The organism is Pseudomonas sp. GW821-FHT04C07 (assembly GCF_059420325.1).
On the sequence record NZ_JBWKTM010000005.1, the window covers coordinates 309,126 to 325,733 of the forward strand.

Genomic DNA, 16,608 nt, shown 5'->3' on the forward strand with positions numbered 1-16,608 from the left:
GATTCTATTTTTCTCGCTCAGGCAGGGTTTACATCGGTTTGCTGGTGGTGATGGTCGGTCTGTGGGTGAAGTGAGTTTGATTGGGCATCTGAGGTCGGAAAATTCGCCCGGTTACATCTGCTTCGCCAATTTTCAGCGCTGCCTCGTCGTAAGAGCTGACAGTCGACTACGATATTTTATGTAAGACCCTAAAAGCTCAATTGACGTTTAACAATAAAAGCAACAATTGGACGTCAGCTTCCTGATTTCAATACGCGCAAAGGTTGCGTTTTAAAGGCAAGCAGGCGGTGTGCACCACAACGTTTTTTCCAGGGAATGGCATCATGAAGAGATTACGTCTGCTGTGTACCCTGATCGGTTTTATCAGTTTGCCGGTTCTGGCCGATATGGCATCGTCAAACAAGGATGCCTTCGTGGCTAACCTGATAGAGCAGATGACCCTGGAAGAAAAGGTCGGCCAACTACGGCTGATCGCTATTGATGACATCATGACTCCCGAAAGGATGCGCCAAGAGATCACCGCCGGGCGAGTCGGTGGTATGTTCGGTTCTGTGACCCGTTACAAAAACCGCCCCATGCAGGACGCGGCTCAACGTAGCCGCCTGAAAATACCAGTATTTTTCGGCTGGGACGTGATACACGGTCATCGAACCATTTTTCCCATTGGCCTGGCATTGGCCTCCAGCTGGGATATGGACGCTATCGAGTTGAGCGGTCGCACGGCGGCGAAAGAAGCCAGTGCGGACGGTGTCGATTTGACCTTTGCACCGACGATAGATATCGCCCGTGATCCTCGTTGGGGGCGCACATCCGAAGGCTTTGGTGAAGACACCTATCTGGTTTCCCGCATTGCCAAAGTGATGGTTCAGGCCTATCAGGGCAAAAGCCCGAATGCACCCGACAGCATCATGGCCAGCGCTAAACATTTTGCGTTGTATGGTGCTGTCGAAGGGGGACGCGACTACAACAGCGTCGACATGGGCCTGGCCAGGATGTACCAGGACTACCTGCCACCTTATCGTTCGGCGATTGATGGTGGCGCGGGAGCGGTCATGGTGGCGCTTAACTCGATAAATGGTGTGCCAGCAGCTTCCAATACATGGTTGATGCAAGACCTGCTTCGCAAAGCCTGGGGTTTCAAGGGCCTGGTCATCAGCGACCATAGTGCGATAACCGAGTTGGTTCAGCATGGTGTTGCGAAGGATGACCGCGACGCTGCCAGGCTCGCAATCAGGGCTGGCATTGATATGAGCATGAACGATTCCTCCTATGGTCAGGAGCTACCAGGACTGCTTAGGTCTGGCGCTATTTCTCAGAGCGATATTGATAACGCAGTGCGGGAAGTCCTGGGGGCCAAGTACGACATGGGGCTGTTCGAAGACCCTTACCGGCGCATCGGCGTTGCCAGTGACGACCCCGTTGATATCAACGCCGAAAACCGTCTGCACAGAACGCAAGCCCGTGAAGTGGCACGCAAGACGTTGGTGCTGCTGAAGAATGAAAATGGGCTCTTGCCGCTAAAAAAAGAGGGAACGATCGCTCTTATTGGCCCGCTGGCAAAAAGTACCGTCGACATCATGGGCAGTTGGTCTGCAAGCGGCATGGCCTCGCAATCCGTGACGATCTACGACGGGCTGAAAAGCGCGATGAACAAGGGCTCGCTGATCTATGCCCGAGGAGCCAATCTCACGGAGGATCAGGAGGTTGTTAAATACCTGGGAGTGTCCGAAGTCGAGAACGACTCTCGTCCGGCAGCAGAAATGATTGATGAAGCAGTCAAGGCCGCACAGCGAGCCGATGTTGTGATTGCCGTGGTGGGTGAGCCTCGTAGTATGTCTCATGAAGCGGCAAGCCGAACCAGCCTGGATCTGCCAGGGCGCCAGAGTGAATTGATCGCCGCCCTGAAAACTACCGGCAAACCGCTGATACTGGTATTGATGAACGGCCGTCCACTGTCCATCGGCAAGGAGCAGGAACAGGCCGATGCGGTTCTGGAAACCTGGTACAGCGGCTCTGAGGGGGGTAACGCGATTGCCGATGTAGTGTTCGGTGACTACAACCCGTCCGGCAAGCTACCCATCACCTTTCCGCGTTCCGTGGGGCAGATCCCGAGTTACTACAGCCACTTGAACACCGGTCGCCCCTACATACCGGGTGGGCCTCGCAACTACACTTCTCAATATTTCGATCAATCCTATGGTCCGCTTTATCCCTTCGGCTATGGACTGAGCTATACCGATTTCAGCCTGTCCGAAGTAACCCTGTCGGCGCCAACACTCAAGAGCAATGACAACGTCGATGCCAGCATCACGGTGCGAAACATCGGCAAGCGCGACGGCGAAACGGTCGTTCAACTGTATATCCGAGAGGTCGTTGCATCCGTCAGTCGTCCGGTCAAAGAACTTAAAAACTTTCAAAAAATCATGCTGAAGGCCGGGGAGGAGAAAACTGTCCACTTCACCATTGATGAAAGCGATCTGAAGTTCTTCAACACACAGTTGAAATACGCCGCCGAGCCGGGCGAGTTCCGGGTGCAAATCGGTCTGGATTCTCAGGATGTGAAAGAGCAGAGTTTTGAGCTGCTGTAAGAATGAAGGTGCGTCAGACACAAGACCTGTGGCGAGGGGGCAAGCCCTAATGCCGGTAAGTTAAAGAATTTCTGGTTCAACGCATTTCCCCGTAGCAGCTGCCGAAGGCTGCGTTCGAGTGCGTAGCGCTCGCAAAATGGCAAACTTCGTCCTTTCAGGAAGACCGCATATCACCCATTTGCGACCGCTTCGCCCGAACGCGGACCGAGCCGAACGCAGCCTTCGGCAGCTGCTACGGTTCGCGTAACGGCTTAACTTACCGGCATTAGGGCAAGCCCCCTCGCCACAAATGCCCACCTGACTAAAGATTTCCGTTAACTGACTGGCATTGGAGGCAGTGACTTCTCTTTTTTTTAGCTTTCCATCTGAGCCGTGTTTGCACATCACCAAACCACTCGTTGCCACCCGCCATGCGGCGGGGTGGGCTGGATGGTATTGCCTTACAACGTGATCAGAAAACATCGGGGTGGAATGAAGCAACAATTGCCGCAAGAATAGACCTGTGCTTTTATCAAAAAGGAAAGGGGATGTTGGTCTTCAACTGCACTGAGGCAGCCAGCGATTTTTTCAGTCGTGTTCACAAGGGCAAAAAAATCACGCCCGTCCAACGTCCGCCTTCGGCCACTATCGTAGATGATCACGCGGGCGACTCTAAGTCAGAGCTTTCGCAATGGCTGGTGCATGCCATCACCGTCCAGCGCAAACATGTACTGTTGGCGATTCACCTGCAAACACGTTATTGCATGATCTTCGCCGACATGAAAAAAGCCGATGTAGACGGCTTTGTGCAAGCCTTCACCCAGCGTTGGATGAACAACATGCTGGATCATGCGATGCAAAGTGGTGTGCTGGAGTGGGTCGAGTACCCATCCATGCTTGAGCGCTTCACGGATTTCAATCGTGAATTCAGCTTTTATCGGCGCAGCGACCGGAGTGCTCAGGGGCATCTCAACGAAATAGTCTGGATTTTCAAAGGGGATGTCGCCGATGCTGGGTGTCTGCCACCGGATGAAGCGGCCGCGTCCTTTTATGACACAAGAACCAACCACTTTCTTCGGAGCAGAGCAGGGCTTAAAGACTATTTCTACCCTGACGAGGAAATGCTCATCCACTGGCTACAGAAGTTCTGTGGCGTAAGTGAGGTCAGAGCCCAAGAGGCCCGAGAGCTAAGTAGACAGTTGAACAGAGAACGTTCTGATCAGGAATGGGCGCTTTCGCAGAGCTGAGGTGCACATCTAAAGCCCGTGCAGGGGATTGGATGGCTCTACTTGGCCTCCAACCCCGGCGCCTCACGAATGATGAAATGGTCGAGGTTCTCGATATCACCACTGAACACCCCGAAGGTCTGCTCGGGGTTTTTCTTGCTCGGTACTTGCTTCAACTCCGGCGTCACGCCATAGAAGAAGCAATACAGGTCCCGCTCGCTGCCTATGGCGTTCTTGATCTCCTCCAGGAAGGCTTTGCGTTTGCGGTAGTTCTCAATCAGGTGTTTGCTCAGGTAAACGTTCACTGAGTAAGGCTTCTTCTCGACCCAGACCTTCTTCTCGAAATCGATCCGGAAGCTGGTTTTGTAGTCTTTGATCTCCTTGATCTTGCCCCAGTAAATCAGCCCTTTGTTGTCTTGCAGGTATTCAATCTTCTTGAAGAACGACCAGTAGGACGCTGTCTGTTCACCGATCTTGAGCGGCATACTTTTGAGCCGCTCCTTGTCATCGATGTTCGACACAAAGCATTCCACCGGATGGGCAAATACGCTGGTCTTGTCCGGCGCTGTTTCACGGGGCGCGTGCTCCGTGGTGGTGTTCGCAGACGGCGTCTTCAGCTCATCCTGTGGAGAGGCAACATCTGTCGCCGGACTGGATGGCTTGCGCACATATTGGCGACGGGTGAGCAGCAACTCCGACGGGAAATGCTCCTCCCGATCGTTATCGCCCTCGGCATCCAGCCCCGAGGCCAAAGCTTTAGGACTGAGGTAAGGGCAGCCTTCAATGTGTCGGGTGCTGGGCACATTCTTGAAATGCGGCGTCCTTATATAGTTGACGTTCTTCGCATTGAACGTACCCAACACATTCTGTGCATCGAACGCCGCCCGGCATGCATCGTTAGGGCATTGAAAGCTTTCCCTGGCCGAATCGAATGCCATCGTCTCGTCGAAATTCAAATCCCGCACGTCATAGATCGACAGCTTTTCATCGAGGCTGAGGCAGTAGGCTTTGTCGAATTTCATTCGCTTGCTGATCCTGAGAGGGGATGGCCTATTAATAGCGGGTGGGGCTGTGGGGTGCACCAACTCTTTCACGTTCGTTGCCAGTGCCGAGTGGGATGAACTCGCCAATGGACAAGGGCCAATACCTTAACTAGCGTTGTGCACGGGTGCCCGCGCTCCCTTCCTTGTCATGAGGTGTGTAGTTGCGCACTGCCCGTCGTTAGCCGTGCCAACAAGGAGGTCGGGGGTGTCTGGATCGGTCGTGCTGGGCGCGATTCTCGGGATGCTAAGGCCTGGTGCGCAATGACACCTTGCGTGCAGCGGGCATGCAGATGGCCAGCAATCTCGTGAAAGACAACTCGCCAGCTACGCTCGATCAGCTAGCAAAGCCGATCCGCAGCCCAAGCCTTGAGCGCTTTGAAACCAGAGACATCGAAATCAGGGACTTCATTTCAGGGAGCGCAACATGCCGAACAACTGGCCCGCCGAGATTGAGCACGTCGTCGTGCTGATGATGGAAAACCGTTCCTTCGATCATTTACTGGGTGATTACAAAAGCATCAATCCTGCGTGCGATGGCATCGACCGCAACGCCCCAAGCACCAACCCGCTGACGTTGGCCAGTGGCAGTTCGATCGTGATCACTCAAACGCCGGAATTGCCGGATTACTTCAGCCTGTGGGCACCGCCCGCGCCTTCACCACCGGCAACGCCTGCGAAAGACAGCGAAGGTTTCGACCTTGGCCATGAGTTCGTCGATGTAGTGAAGCAACTGGATGTGTCACTCAAGACCAGCCTGAGCGCACCCAAGCTCAATGGCTTTGCGCAGGACGCCTATGACAAGGCCCGCACCGACCTTAAAATTTACAAAACCTGGTCCCAATCCATGGCTCAGCGGGCGATGAACTACATCCCGTTCGGTGCCACGCCGGCGGCCGATCCGCTGCCAGCGATCCAGGGACTGGCGCGTCATTTTACGGTGTGCGACCGTTGGTTTGCGTCGGTGCCGGGCCCGACCTGGCCGAACCGTTTTTTCGCCATGCTTGGCAGTAGCAACGGCCGCGTGCTGATGCCGTCCACGGGCACGGTGCTGGCCGGTATCAAAAGCCTGATAGCGCAATTTGGTGGTGACAGTATTTTTTCGTTGCTGCGGGACAAGGGCCACGATGTGCGCATCTACTCCGACGGCGCGATCCCGCTGGCGGCATTGGTCAAGGGTGGTTTGCAGCATCTGGGCATCGACGACTTCAAATCGGATATCGCCGCTAACAAACTCCCCGAACTGTCCTGGATCGAGCCGAGCTATGGCCTGCTCAACGGCAAGCTCGGCCCCAACGTGTCGCATCATCCACCGGAAGATCTGCGCTTCGGCGATCAGTTTGTCGGTGATGTGTTCAACGCGTTGTCGGCCAACACAGACCTGTGGAACAAGACGTTGTTCGTGCTGCTGTACGACGAGCACGGCGGGTTCCATGATCATGTGGTGCCGCCGACCTGTGTTTCGCCCAATGCAACATCCGATGTCGACTGGCCCAACCCCTTCACCCGACTCGGCATTCGTGTGCCGGCGATCCTCGCATCGCCGTGGCTTAAGCCGGGTTTGATTCCCTGGACGGGCACACTCCAGGCGCAGCATTACGATCACACCAGCCTGCTGGCCTTTCTTTGCGATCATTTCAAATTACCGCGCAGCGCCCTTGGTCCACGGGTGGTGGCGGCCCAGCACTTCGGTAATGCGCCGATCTGGCGCAGCGCCGCGAGCGTGACTGCAGCGCTGCAACTGGCACCCACCGCGGTACCAAGCCGCGCCGGTCTGCCATTGATCGAGTCTACACTTGCGACCCTCAGCCGGCAGGTGGTGGACAGCGCCACGGGGTACCTCGACGGTCTTGATCCGGAGCAAGTCTGGAAGAACAGCGCCCAAGGCGTCAGCAGTTTTCTCGACAACCGCACCCGGGCACTGGTTGATCCCGGGCAAGCCGCCCTCACGTCCGCCGTGCCGAGTGCGAACAACCTGGAGGCGAAGCTGCGTCGCCTGCAGGACCTGATGGTCACCGCATACAGCCAACCCGCCCCGGCCCCAGCCGCTGCGCAGCCCGTCAGCAAAGCCTTGCAGGCAGAGCCGGGGCCGGGTGTTGCGCCCTCGCGACTGCGAGTCCTGTGCCTGCCCGGTGTGGGATTTACCCAGACAGCCAGCGGGCAGGGCGGCACCGACGCGAACTGGCAGGCACAATGGCGTACGCGGATCCGCAGCCAACTGGCACAGAACGGTCGCGTGATCGATGATCAGGACATCGACTTTCTACCCTTCGATGACCAACTCAAGGAGGGGCCGGACTTCGCCCAGATCACCCGAGGCCTGGCGATGTTGCGGGCAGACGCCAGTGGCAAGGCCGACGAGACCTTCGGCAGTTGGGGCCTGCCGGTCAATCAGATGCTGCGCAGCACCGTCGGCGCCATCGTGCAATGGATCGAAGACGCCGATTTGCGCACCGCACTGACCCAGCATCTGCTGGCGAAGATCGACGCGTTCGACCCGCAGATCATCTTCGCCCAAGGGCTGGGCAGCCTGATCGGATACGACGCCTTGCGCCGTTCGGTGGCCAAAAAAGGCTCGGCGCTCAAGCGCATCGATGGCCGGGTGTTCGTCAGCTTCGGCTCACCCATCGCGCTGCCGCTGGTGATGCGCGAAGTGTGGGGTGGGCGGGTCATGCGCTTGAGCGATAACGGTCGAGGCATCCGCCGCTGGTTCCACCTCTATAACCCCAACGACGGCTTGCTGACCCGGCCGATCACTTCGCCGGACTCGGCGCGTATCGACCTGCAAACCGAGTTCAGCGTGCCGCTGCGTGATGACCTGCTCGACCTCAATCACGCCGCGCAAGCCTACTTGTCGGCATCCACCTGCCAGACCAGCCTCTGGCCGCAACTGGCCCGCGACGTGGTGGCGGCGCGCATCCTGGAAGTACCGGCGTTCCTCTCTCGCAGCGGCCAACGTAAACGCCGCGCCCTGGTGGTCGGCATCGACGATTACCCCGACCCGAGCGCACGCCTCGACGGCTGCATCAACGACACCTACCTGATCAGCCGTATGCTCCAGGAAAGCGGCTACGACGCCGGCGACATTCGTTTGCTGCATGACGCCCGAGCCACCCAGGCGAACTTTGTCGAACGCCTCGAATGGCTGGTGGATGGCGCCCGCGCTGGAGACGAGCGGGTGCTGTTCTATTCCGGCCACGGCACCCAACTGCCGGCCTACAGCAGCAGCGGCGAAGCCGACCGCATGGACGAAACCCTGGTGCTCTACGACTTCGATTGGGATGACGAGAGCACACATTTCACCGACAAACTGTTCCGCCAGTTCTACAGCCATCTGCCCTTTGACCCGAACGGCCACGGCGCCAAACTGACGGTCATGTTCGACTGCTGCTACGCTGGCGGCATGACCCGCGGCACCGGCCGCGTACGCGGCATCACCCCACCCAGCGACATTCGCCACCGCATGCTGCGCTGGGACCCCTACGCGGGCGACTGGGACCGTCGGGTGTATGCGGCCGACAGCGACGGCCGCGACTTCGGCGCACATACCGCCGACAGCAAGTCCAGCGTACTCACCCGCACCCGCAGCACCCAAGGCGCCGCCACCGGCCTGCGCCCCGAGAAAAAAAACCAACTGCTGCGCCAGGGCAAACTCTACGGCCACCATGGCCCCTACATGCCCCTGATGCTCTACGCCGCCCGGGAAAACGAAAAAGCCAGCGAATACCAGGTCGGCGCCAACAGCTACGGCGCCTTCACCTACGCCCTGGTGGAACAACTGCGCAAACTTCATCAAGAGGATGCGAGTCTGGGGTTTGATCAACTGATCGACCGAGTCACCAGCGTCCTGAGTGCCCGATCGTTGGGGCAGACACCGGAGATTGTGGGGCCGAGTGGGGTGAGGGAAGCGCGGTGCCCGTGGCGGATTAGTGGGGTGGGGAGGTGATTGCGTAGCGGTTGTTGCTGACAGAAAAAAGGGCCGCAGGATATTCCTGCGGCCCTGATAACACCGGGATTTCCAAATCCGACGCAGATCCCCTGTAGGAGCGAGCTTGCTCGCGATGGCGATCCCCCAGCCAACTACAACCTCAACATGTGCAATGAGGACGAGCAACGGACACCTACTGCTCGGGCTTCAGTCGTTTCACCTTCTCATAAAGCGACAAGGTGAACTCATCTTTGTCGCTTGAGTGATGGCAGCGTCGATGACAGTTCGGGCAGAGCGCGACAGTTCAGGATTGCTTGATCGGCAGTCGGGGGTCTTGAGAAGTCATTTTTGACAGACGGTCAGCTCGACACCTTGCCTATCGAAAAATCTACGGCTTAGGCTCGCTTAGATAACTTTATGGGGGTGCCATATGAGTGAACGGGTACAAGTAAATATGCACGAAACAAAATCCCAGCTCTCCCAACTTGCTGAGCGTGCACGGCATGGTGACAAGGTTGTGATCACCAAGGTCGGCAAGCCTTATCTGGATCTATTGCCCCATGTCGATACGCCTCGGGTGCGCAAGCCTGGGCGATTGAAGGGGAAAATTCGGATGTCTGCGGATTTTGACAATACTGCTTGAGCGACATTTCTCATTTACTGATCGAGAGCCGTAGAATTCTTTCGCTGATCGTGTAGGAGTTTTCTCTTAATTTGGTAGGCTTCATCCTCTGCTAAGAGGATGAATGGATGCCAGCTGTCATTGTCGAAAATGATGAATCGAAGTGGGCCGATCAAACAGGGGACCTTTACCACTTCCCGAAGCAGTACAGAGCGATTCTTACCGAAGGAACCGCGGTGCTGTATTACAAAGGCAAAATGACAAACAAGGCTTTTTCGGATCAGCGTCTGAGCGCCAACCCTCATTATTTTGGTGTTGCTCGAATAGGGAGGGTGCATGCAGACAAGAACAGCACTAAAGGTGACTTGTTTGCAGTCATTGAGGGCTTTAAACCCTTTGAATCTGCAGTTCCGAACAAAGTTGATGGGGAATACCTTGAGCCGATTCCTCCAAAGCTCAAGGATAATTACTGGCGTAACGGTGTCCGGGCAATTGATCAAGCCGTGTTTGACAGCATCCACGCCCATGCGGTGCTGAAGTCGGATCAGGTCGACGATTCCAGCCTAACCGATGGTGCGCAGGACTTTGAGACTAGGGCCACCGGTACCGAAGGGAAAAAAATCACATATTTCGGTGTGAAGTATGAGCGCTGTCCAAAGCTTCGGCGTCAGGCAATAGCTATTCATGGGCTCAGATGCAAAGCCTGTGGTTTTGATTTCGAAAAGGCGTATGGCGAGCATGCAAAAGGCTTTATCCATGTGCACCATGTGAAGCCCATTTCCGAATATGAGGAGAATCAGTCAGTCGATCCAGCGACCGACCTGATTACACTCTGCGCAAACTGCCACGCGGTTGTCCATAAAAGGCCGGATACGCTGCTGAGCGTCGAGCAACTGAAAAGCATACTCCATGGTCGGTGGGTTTTCGACGATTTGACCTAAGGTAGTTAGGTGGTGTGAGGCAAATCTTACTGGATACATGCCTCACACTTTAACGGTTACAAACCTCAGCTCACCTGGATAAAGCGAGTTGCGATCTGCCACCAAGAGCGTTTTCGCTTTGGTGTTCTCCGGCATTCAGATAGCTCTGGATCAGACATGACCTGCGGCAGGTCTCGCAGCCTGACCCAAGGTTCGTTATGCCAATGCAGCAGGCTAAGCGACAGTCCGGGCCACTTCAGCAAGCTCAGGTTCGGCAGCGTCATGTTTACGGGTTGGTGCGCATCACGCAGTACTGCCACCACTTCATGGGTTAGCCATTGCCGCAGGTTGCGGTTTTCAGGGAAATGGTGATGGATAAGCAGTGCATAAGCACCAGATTCACTGATCATGAGTGATCTGTGATTTTCGCCATAGCGGCGAAGCCAGAGCATGCGCTTTTGATCCGGATCGAGTTTGCGTACTGCTCGTTCATCGAGGTATCTCCCAAGTAAACGGCCAAAGTCGCGAGCGCAGAACCAAGCTTGAGATTCCAGCCAGATGGCATGTAGATGACGGTGGTGGCGGATGAAGAGTATCGGCTCGAAGTGGTCATCAATCATGCTCGACCACCTGAGGGTTTAGCGATTCGTAGGCGGATAGAAAAGTCATTTACATAGCCTCTACAAGCATTTGGGTTGGCCCAACGTAGAGGGTGTAAGTAACCCCAACAGACTACACCGCATCTCACAAAACCAAGAGGACACATCAAAAGTCCGGTTGGCATTATGGGGGAGAGGTAATCGCTACGTTGGGCGTTTCTTAGGCACCTTCCAATAGAGTAGTGGTGGCTCAGGGGCGGGGGTAGGTGATTGTTTCGCTCATTGTTGTAAGAGATTTCTTGTAGGGAGCAGGGAGAGGTTCGTGTCTGGAGGTACTTCAGTCTCTTGAAAATCACACTCGGAAGGAAAGGAGTTCTAAGACGAACCGTCCAGTTTCAAAAACAAAAGGCCGCCATTCGGCGACCTTTTTCAAGCAAGCATCTCAAGCCAGAATCAATCCCAGCTAAGCGCGCCACCGGTTTGATACTCGATAACCCGAGTCTCAAAGAAATTCTTCTCTTTCTTCAAGTCCATAATCTCGCTCATCCAAGGGAACGGGTTAGTGGTCCCTGGATACTCTTCCTTCAAACCAATCTGCGACAAGCGACGGTTAGCGATGAACTTCAGGTAGTCCTCCATCATCGCCGCGTTCATGCCCAGTACGCCGCGCGGCATGGTGTCGCGGGCGTATTCGATTTCGAGCTGAGTGCCCTGCAGAATCATCTGCGAAGCTTCTTCCTTCATTTCGGCGTCCCACAGGTGTGGGTTTTCGATTTTGATCTGGTTGATCACGTCGATGCCGAAGTTCAGGTGCATGGATTCGTCGCGCAGGATGTACTGGAACTGCTCGGCGACGCCGGTCATTTTGTTGCGCCGGCCCATGGAGAGGATCTGGGTGAAGCCGCAGTAGAAGAAGATGCCTTCCAGAACGCAGTAGTAGGCGATCAGGTTGCGCAGCAGCTCTTTGTCGGTCTCGACGGTGCCGGTTTCGAACTTCGGATCGGAGATCGAACGGGTGTATTTCAGGCCCCAGGTGGCTTTTTTAGCGACCGATGGGATCTCGTGGTACATGTTGAAGATCTCGCCTTCATCCATGGCCAGCGATTCGATGCAGTACTGGTAGGCGTGGGTGTGGATCGCCTCTTCGAACGCCTGGCGCAGGATGTACTGGCGGCATTCCGGGTTGGTGATCAGGCGGTACACGGCCAGTACCAGGTTGTTGGCAACCAGGGAGTCGGCGGTGGAGAAGAAGCCCAGGTTGCGCATCACGATGCGGCGCTCGTCGTCGGTCAGGCCTTCCGGGTCTTTCCAGAGGGCGATGTCGGCGGTCATGTTGACTTCTTGCGGCATCCAGTGGTTTGCGCAGCCGTCCAGGTACTTCTGCCAGGCCCAGTCGTACTTGAACGGTACGAGTTGGTTAAGGTCGGCGCGGCAGTTGATCATGCGCTTTTCGTCGACGGCAACACGGGCGGAAGCGCCTTCGAGCTCGGCCAGGCCTTCGGCGATGTCGAGGTTATCGAGAGCAGCCTTGGCGCGGATGATGGCGGCGGAGTCGGTGGCGGTTACGGCGCGGGCTTCTTGAGCTGCGGCACCACCGGCGCTGTCGAGGCGGTCCATGTTGGCTTCAGAAGCGTGGCCGGCGTTGGCGCCTTTGGCGGCGACTTCACCGTCCTCTTTGTCGAATTCGTCCCAGCTCAGCATGACGTGTCGTCTCCTGCGTGAGGGCCAGATTGCCCGTGTGAAAAACACTTATGGTGGGTGTTTCACACGACCTGCTGGCCGCGTTGGATCTAAAGGAATCGTTTGTTGCAGCACTACGCAGGCAATAAACAGAAATGTGTACGGGTGTTCTGAAGTCGCTGAGGGGTGGAGATGACGTCGTCAGCTCCTGCGGTGGCCTCAGCGTTGCTTTCATCCTCCTGTAAGGGGATGTTGCGGGCCCGATTTACCGCGGCATTATAGGTGTTTTTTTGCTTTTGTGGTGCGACGAAGTGGCATAGGGATCGACTGTCGAGGGGCTTTTTAAGGCGGAGCAAGGGTTTATAGGGCTTTGACCGCAGGAGATTTTTTTTTGCCTGGGGCCATGAGTTTTTTGTATTGGAGGAGGGGAGGTCATCGAGTTGTGTCGTCAGGTCGGTGGAGCGGCGTTGCAGTGGTAGTTGCAGAGAGATTGGCGGGATTGGGTGAGGGAATTGTGTTCGGTTCGGGTGGTGGATTGTTTTTGAGATTGACCGCTGCGCGGTCATCGCGGGCAAGCCTCGCTCCTACGGTTTATGGTTTATGCGGTGTTACGGGTTTTTTTGGGTATCCAGAAACAACTAAGCCCGGCCGAGGCCGGGCTGTGACGTCGCGGTCAGCTATTAGCTGAGGCGGCTGGCTTCGGTGCGGTCGTAGCCATCAGCAGCGACGGTGGCAGCACCAGTGCGGTCGTAGCCGTCAGCGGCAACAGTGGCAGCACCAGTGCGGTCGTAGCCATCAGCAGCGACGGTGGCAGCACCGGTGCGGTCGTAGCCGTCAGCGGCGACGGTGGCAGCACCAGTGCGGTCGTAGCCGTCAGCGGCGACGGTGGCAGCACCAGTGCGGTCGTAGCCGTCAGCGGCGACAGTGGCGGAACCAGTGCGATCGTAACCATCGGCAGCGATAGTGCGGTCATAGCCATCGGCAGCAAAGGTGTTGGCGGCCAGTACGGAGAGGGTCAGGGCGAGGATCAGTTTGGTTTTCATGTGGGTAGCTCCGGGTGTTGTGCGTGTTGTTCAGTGGGTGTGAAGCTCATACTACTCGGACTATTTCGATTAAAAAGCGCAAATAAATGCTTAAAACAATCGTATAAATCGATGTGTAGTGCTCGGCGTTCCTTGCACTTGCGGCCAGAAGGTCGCGGCGCGGTAGATCAAGCGGTAAAGAATCAGGTGAGTGCGAGTGCCGTGGTCGCACCTCTATTGGGCGATGCGGTGCAACAGTCCCAGGGTCGGGTGTGCATCCGGGCATCTTTGCTGCAAGAGTGATTTCTTGCGGCCGGCAGTGGTAAAGAGTTCTGGGTCTAACGTGGGCGATTAACCGTTAGAGCAACCATCGCCCATCACGCTGTATCGCAGAATATGCCGTTGGCCTTTGGAGTCTTCATATTCCATGCGGGCCGGTACAACTTCACAAACATTGGGGATTTCGCTCATTGATACAACTTTGGCGATGTCCAGGTCGGTTGAGTAGGTGTATTCCTCCACCGGCATTTGCTGGCTGGCAGCGTCTGTCGCGATCTCATCAGCCATGGCGGTGGCGCAAAGGCTACTGAGGGCCAGAACTAATAAAGCTTTCATATCCATATTACCTTTCTAGGGTCGTGAGGGAGCACGCAACCCTTTTGAGGTTGCGTGTGGAGCTTGAAAAGAGAACCTGGATTAACGTGCCTTCGTGGGGGCTGTAACGTGGTTAATCACTTTGCCGTTGTTGGCGAGGCTGATTTTAAGCGGGGGAATGTCATTCATATAGCCATGCTTTTGATAAAGACTATTGGCGGTTTTTGTAACAATCACCCGAAAACGACCTCAAGGGTCCTGGAACAAGCATTTCAAAGGGGTAAAAATCGCGGTATGCGCTGGTTTTGAGCGGTTTGAGGGGCAAGCACGACATTTTGTAGGGTCTTGTTACTACCATCGTCGAATGGTTCTATAGGCCCGCCCCGGCTACAACTGGGGCATACAACAACTACAACTATGTCACCGAGGTAAGAAAGATGAGTGCGGCTTCTCTGTATCCCGTTCGTCCCGAGGTTGCGGCCAACACGCTGACTGATGAGGCGACCTACAAGGCCATGTACCAGCAGTCGGTGGTCAACCCGGACGGCTTCTGGCGCGAGCAAGCCAAGCGCCTCGACTGGATCAAACCTTTCACCACGGTGAAGCAGACTTCCTTTGATGATCACCATGTCGACATCAAATGGTTTGCCGACGGCACCCTGAACGTTTCCTATAACTGCCTGGACCGTCACCTCGCCGAGCGTGGCGATCAGGTGGCGATCATCTGGGAAGGCGATGACCCTGCCGAGAGCCGCCACATCACCTACCGCGAGCTGCACGAAGAAGTCTGCAAGTTCGCCAACGCCCTGCGTGGCCAGGATGTGCACCGCGGCGACGTGGTGACTATCTATATGCCGATGATTCCCGAAGCCGTGGTCGCCATGCTGGCGTGTGCCCGGATCGGCGCGATTCACTCGGTGGTGTTCGGTGGTTTCTCGCCGGAAGCCCTGGCCGGTCGGATCATCGACTGCAAATCGAAAGTGGTGATCACCGCTGACGAAGGCCTGCGTGCCGGCAAAAAAATCTCGCTCAAGGCCAACGTCGATGACGCGCTGACCAACCCGGAAACCAGCAGCATCCAGAAGGTCATCGTGTGCAAGCGCACCGGTGGCGACATCAAATGGAATCAGCACCGCGACATCTGGTACGAAGATTTGATGAAAGTGGCGGGCACCGTGTGTGCGCCGAAAGAAATGGGCGCTGAAGAAGCGCTGTTCATCCTTTACACCTCAGGTTCCACCGGCAAGCCGAAGGGCGTGCAGCACACCACTGCGGGCTATCTGCTGTACGCCGCGCTGACCCATGAGCGGGTGTTCGACTACCGCCCGGGCGAAATCTACTGGTGCACCGCCGACGTCGGCTGGGTCACCGGCCACACCTATATTGTCTATGGCCCGCTGGCCAATGGCGCGACCACGCTGCTGTTCGAAGGCGTGCCGAACTACCCGGATATCACTCGGGTGGCGAAGGTCGTCGACAAGCATAAGGTCAATGTCCTCTACACCGCGCCGACCGCGATCCGCGCGATGATGGCCTCGGGCAAGGCTGCTTTCGAAGGCGCCGATGGCAGCAGTCTGCGTCTGCTGGGTTCGGTCGGTGAGCCGATCAACCCGGAAGCCTGGGACTGGTACTACAAAAACGTCGGTCAGTCGCGCTGCCCGATCGTCGATACCTGGTGGCAGACCGAGACCGGCGCCACGCTGATGAGCCCGCTGCCGGGTGCTCACGCGCTCAAGCCGGGTTCCGCAGCACGACCATTCTTCGGTGTGGTGCCGGCGTTGGTGGATAATCTGGGCAACATCATCGAAGGCGCTGCCGAGGGCAACCTGGTGATTCTCGATTCGTGGCCAGGCCAGGCACGCACGCTGTATGGCGACCATGACCGGTTCGTCGACACCTACTTCAAGACCTTCCGCGGCATGTATTTCACCGGTGACGGTGCCCGTCGCGATGAGGACGGTTACTACTGGATCACCGGTCGTGTGGATGACGTGTTGAACGTTTCTGGTCACCGTATGGGGACCGCCGAGATCGAAAGCGCGATGGTCGCTCACCCGAAAGTCGCCGAAGCGGCGGTGGTGGGTGTGCCGCACGACATCAAGGGGCAGGGCATCTATGTCTACGTCACCCTCAACGGTGGCGAAGAACCGAGCGAAGCGCTGCGTCTTGAGTTGAAGAACTGGGTGCGTAAAGAGATCGGTCCGATTGCTTCGCCGGATGTCATCCAGTGGGCGCCGGGCCTGCCGAAAACCCGTTCGGGGAAAATCATGCGCCGTATCCTGCGCAAGATTGCCACCGCCGAATATGACGGTCTGGGCGATATCTCCACCCTGGCAGATCCTGGTGTGGTGCAGCATTTGATCGATACCCACAAGACCATGAACGTCGCCTAAGGCGAGTTCAGCGTCAT

11 protein-coding genes and 1 pseudogene are annotated in these 16,608 nt (G+C 56.5%); 6 read left to right on the forward strand and 6 right to left on the reverse strand.

Going from position 1 to position 16,608, the window contains the following annotated elements:
• The first annotated feature begins 323 nt into the window (after positions 1–323).
• Positions 324–2,588 (forward strand): beta-glucosidase BglX, encoded by a 2,265-nt coding sequence (bglX, locus tag AC07UI_RS12230; RefSeq protein ID WP_494992781.1) that lies wholly within the window; start codon positions 324–326, stop codon positions 2,586–2,588.
• A gap of 527 nt (positions 2,589–3,115) precedes the next feature.
• A complete protein-coding gene (locus tag AC07UI_RS12235) occupies positions 3,116–3,814 on the forward strand; it encodes a DUF6933 domain-containing protein (protein ID WP_494992716.1) in 699 nt (232 codons plus the stop codon).
• A 38-nt stretch (positions 3,815–3,852) separates the two neighbouring features.
• Here AC07UI_RS12235 and AC07UI_RS12240 read toward each other — a convergent pair whose 3' ends face one another.
• The gene (locus AC07UI_RS12240; RefSeq protein ID WP_494992717.1) at positions 3,853–4,815 is read right to left on the reverse strand and encodes a hypothetical protein; all 963 of its coding nucleotides are present in this window, start codon (positions 4,813–4,815) and stop codon (positions 3,853–3,855) included.
• Between the two features lie 445 nt (positions 4,816–5,260).
• On the opposite strand from AC07UI_RS12240, the gene AC07UI_RS12245 reads away from it, so the two are divergent.
• Positions 5,261–8,779 carry an alkaline phosphatase family protein gene (locus AC07UI_RS12245; RefSeq protein ID WP_494992718.1) on the forward strand — a complete coding sequence of 1,173 codons (3,519 nt, stop codon included), beginning with the start codon at positions 5,261–5,263 and terminating at the stop codon, positions 8,777–8,779.
• Positions 8,780–8,954: 175 nt separating this feature from the next.
• Here the strand turns inward: AC07UI_RS12245 and AC07UI_RS12250 are convergent.
• Positions 8,955–9,062: pseudogene (locus AC07UI_RS12250) on the reverse strand (HNH endonuclease); the annotation flags it as partial.
• A 129-nt stretch (positions 9,063–9,191) separates the two neighbouring features.
• Here AC07UI_RS12250 and AC07UI_RS12255 point away from each other — a divergent pair.
• Both AC07UI_RS12255 and AC07UI_RS12260 read left to right on the forward strand, forming a co-directional pair.
• Positions 9,192–9,404 carry a type II toxin-antitoxin system Phd/YefM family antitoxin gene (locus tag AC07UI_RS12255; protein ID WP_494992719.1) on the forward strand — a complete coding sequence of 71 codons (213 nt, stop codon included), beginning with the start codon at positions 9,192–9,194 and terminating at the stop codon, positions 9,402–9,404.
• A gap of 107 nt (positions 9,405–9,511) precedes the next feature.
• Positions 9,512–10,324, forward strand: a complete 813-nt coding sequence (locus AC07UI_RS12260) for an HNH endonuclease (RefSeq protein ID WP_494992720.1) — start codon at positions 9,512–9,514, stop codon at positions 10,322–10,324.
• A gap of 65 nt (positions 10,325–10,389) precedes the next feature.
• Here AC07UI_RS12260 and AC07UI_RS12265 read toward each other — a convergent pair whose 3' ends face one another.
• The 4 genes from AC07UI_RS12265 to AC07UI_RS12280 all read right to left on the reverse strand — a co-directional run bounded on the left by AC07UI_RS12265 (position 10,390) and on the right by AC07UI_RS12280 (position 14,219).
• Positions 10,390–10,923, reverse strand: coding sequence for a BRO-N domain-containing protein (locus AC07UI_RS12265; protein ID WP_494992721.1), 534 nt, complete (start codon positions 10,921–10,923; stop codon positions 10,390–10,392).
• 432 nt (positions 10,924–11,355) lie between these two features.
• Positions 11,356–12,603: a ribonucleotide-diphosphate reductase subunit beta gene (locus AC07UI_RS12270; RefSeq protein WP_494992722.1), complete on the reverse strand. Its 1,248-nt coding sequence runs from the start codon at positions 12,601–12,603 to the stop codon at positions 11,356–11,358.
• Positions 12,604–13,262: 659 nt separating this feature from the next.
• Positions 13,263–13,625, reverse strand: a complete 363-nt coding sequence (locus tag AC07UI_RS12275) for a heme utilization protein (RefSeq protein ID WP_494992723.1) — start codon at positions 13,623–13,625, stop codon at positions 13,263–13,265.
• A 330-nt stretch (positions 13,626–13,955) separates the two neighbouring features.
• Positions 13,956–14,219 (reverse strand): DUF2790 domain-containing protein, encoded by a 264-nt coding sequence (locus AC07UI_RS12280; protein ID WP_494992724.1) that lies wholly within the window; start codon positions 14,217–14,219, stop codon positions 13,956–13,958.
• Between the two features lie 416 nt (positions 14,220–14,635).
• On the opposite strand from AC07UI_RS12280, the gene acs reads away from it, so the two are divergent.
• Positions 14,636–16,591: an acetate--CoA ligase gene (acs, locus tag AC07UI_RS12285; RefSeq protein WP_494992725.1), complete on the forward strand. Its 1,956-nt coding sequence runs from the start codon at positions 14,636–14,638 to the stop codon at positions 16,589–16,591.
• Positions 16,592–16,608 lie beyond the last annotated feature (17 nt).

Bases quoted from the DNA above. Each gene is read 5' to 3' on its own strand.
- AC07UI_RS12270 (WP_494992722.1), bottom strand. From the start codon at position 12,603: ATGCTGAGCTGGGACGAATTCGACAAAGAGGACGGTGAAGTCGCCGCC.
- AC07UI_RS12235 (WP_494992716.1), top strand. From the start codon at position 3,116: ATGTTGGTCTTCAACTGCACTGAGGCAGCCAGCGATTTTTTCAGTCGT.
- AC07UI_RS12240 (WP_494992717.1), bottom strand. From the start codon at position 4,815: ATGAAATTCGACAAAGCCTACTGCCTCAGCCTCGATGAAAAGCTGTCG.
- AC07UI_RS12245 (WP_494992718.1), top strand. From the start codon at position 5,261: ATGCCGAACAACTGGCCCGCCGAGATTGAGCACGTCGTCGTGCTGATG.
- bglX (WP_494992781.1), top strand. From the start codon at position 324: ATGAAGAGATTACGTCTGCTGTGTACCCTGATCGGTTTTATCAGTTTG.
- AC07UI_RS12280 (WP_494992724.1), bottom strand. From the start codon at position 14,219: ATGAAAGCTTTATTAGTTCTGGCCCTCAGTAGCCTTTGCGCCACCGCC.
- AC07UI_RS12275 (WP_494992723.1), bottom strand. From the start codon at position 13,625: ATGAAAACCAAACTGATCCTCGCCCTGACCCTCTCCGTACTGGCCGCC.
- AC07UI_RS12260 (WP_494992720.1), top strand. From the start codon at position 9,512: ATGCCAGCTGTCATTGTCGAAAATGATGAATCGAAGTGGGCCGATCAA.
- AC07UI_RS12255 (WP_494992719.1), top strand. From the start codon at position 9,192: ATGAGTGAACGGGTACAAGTAAATATGCACGAAACAAAATCCCAGCTC.
- acs (WP_494992725.1), top strand. From the start codon at position 14,636: ATGAGTGCGGCTTCTCTGTATCCCGTTCGTCCCGAGGTTGCGGCCAAC.
- AC07UI_RS12265 (WP_494992721.1), bottom strand. From the start codon at position 10,923: ATGATTGATGACCACTTCGAGCCGATACTCTTCATCCGCCACCACCGT.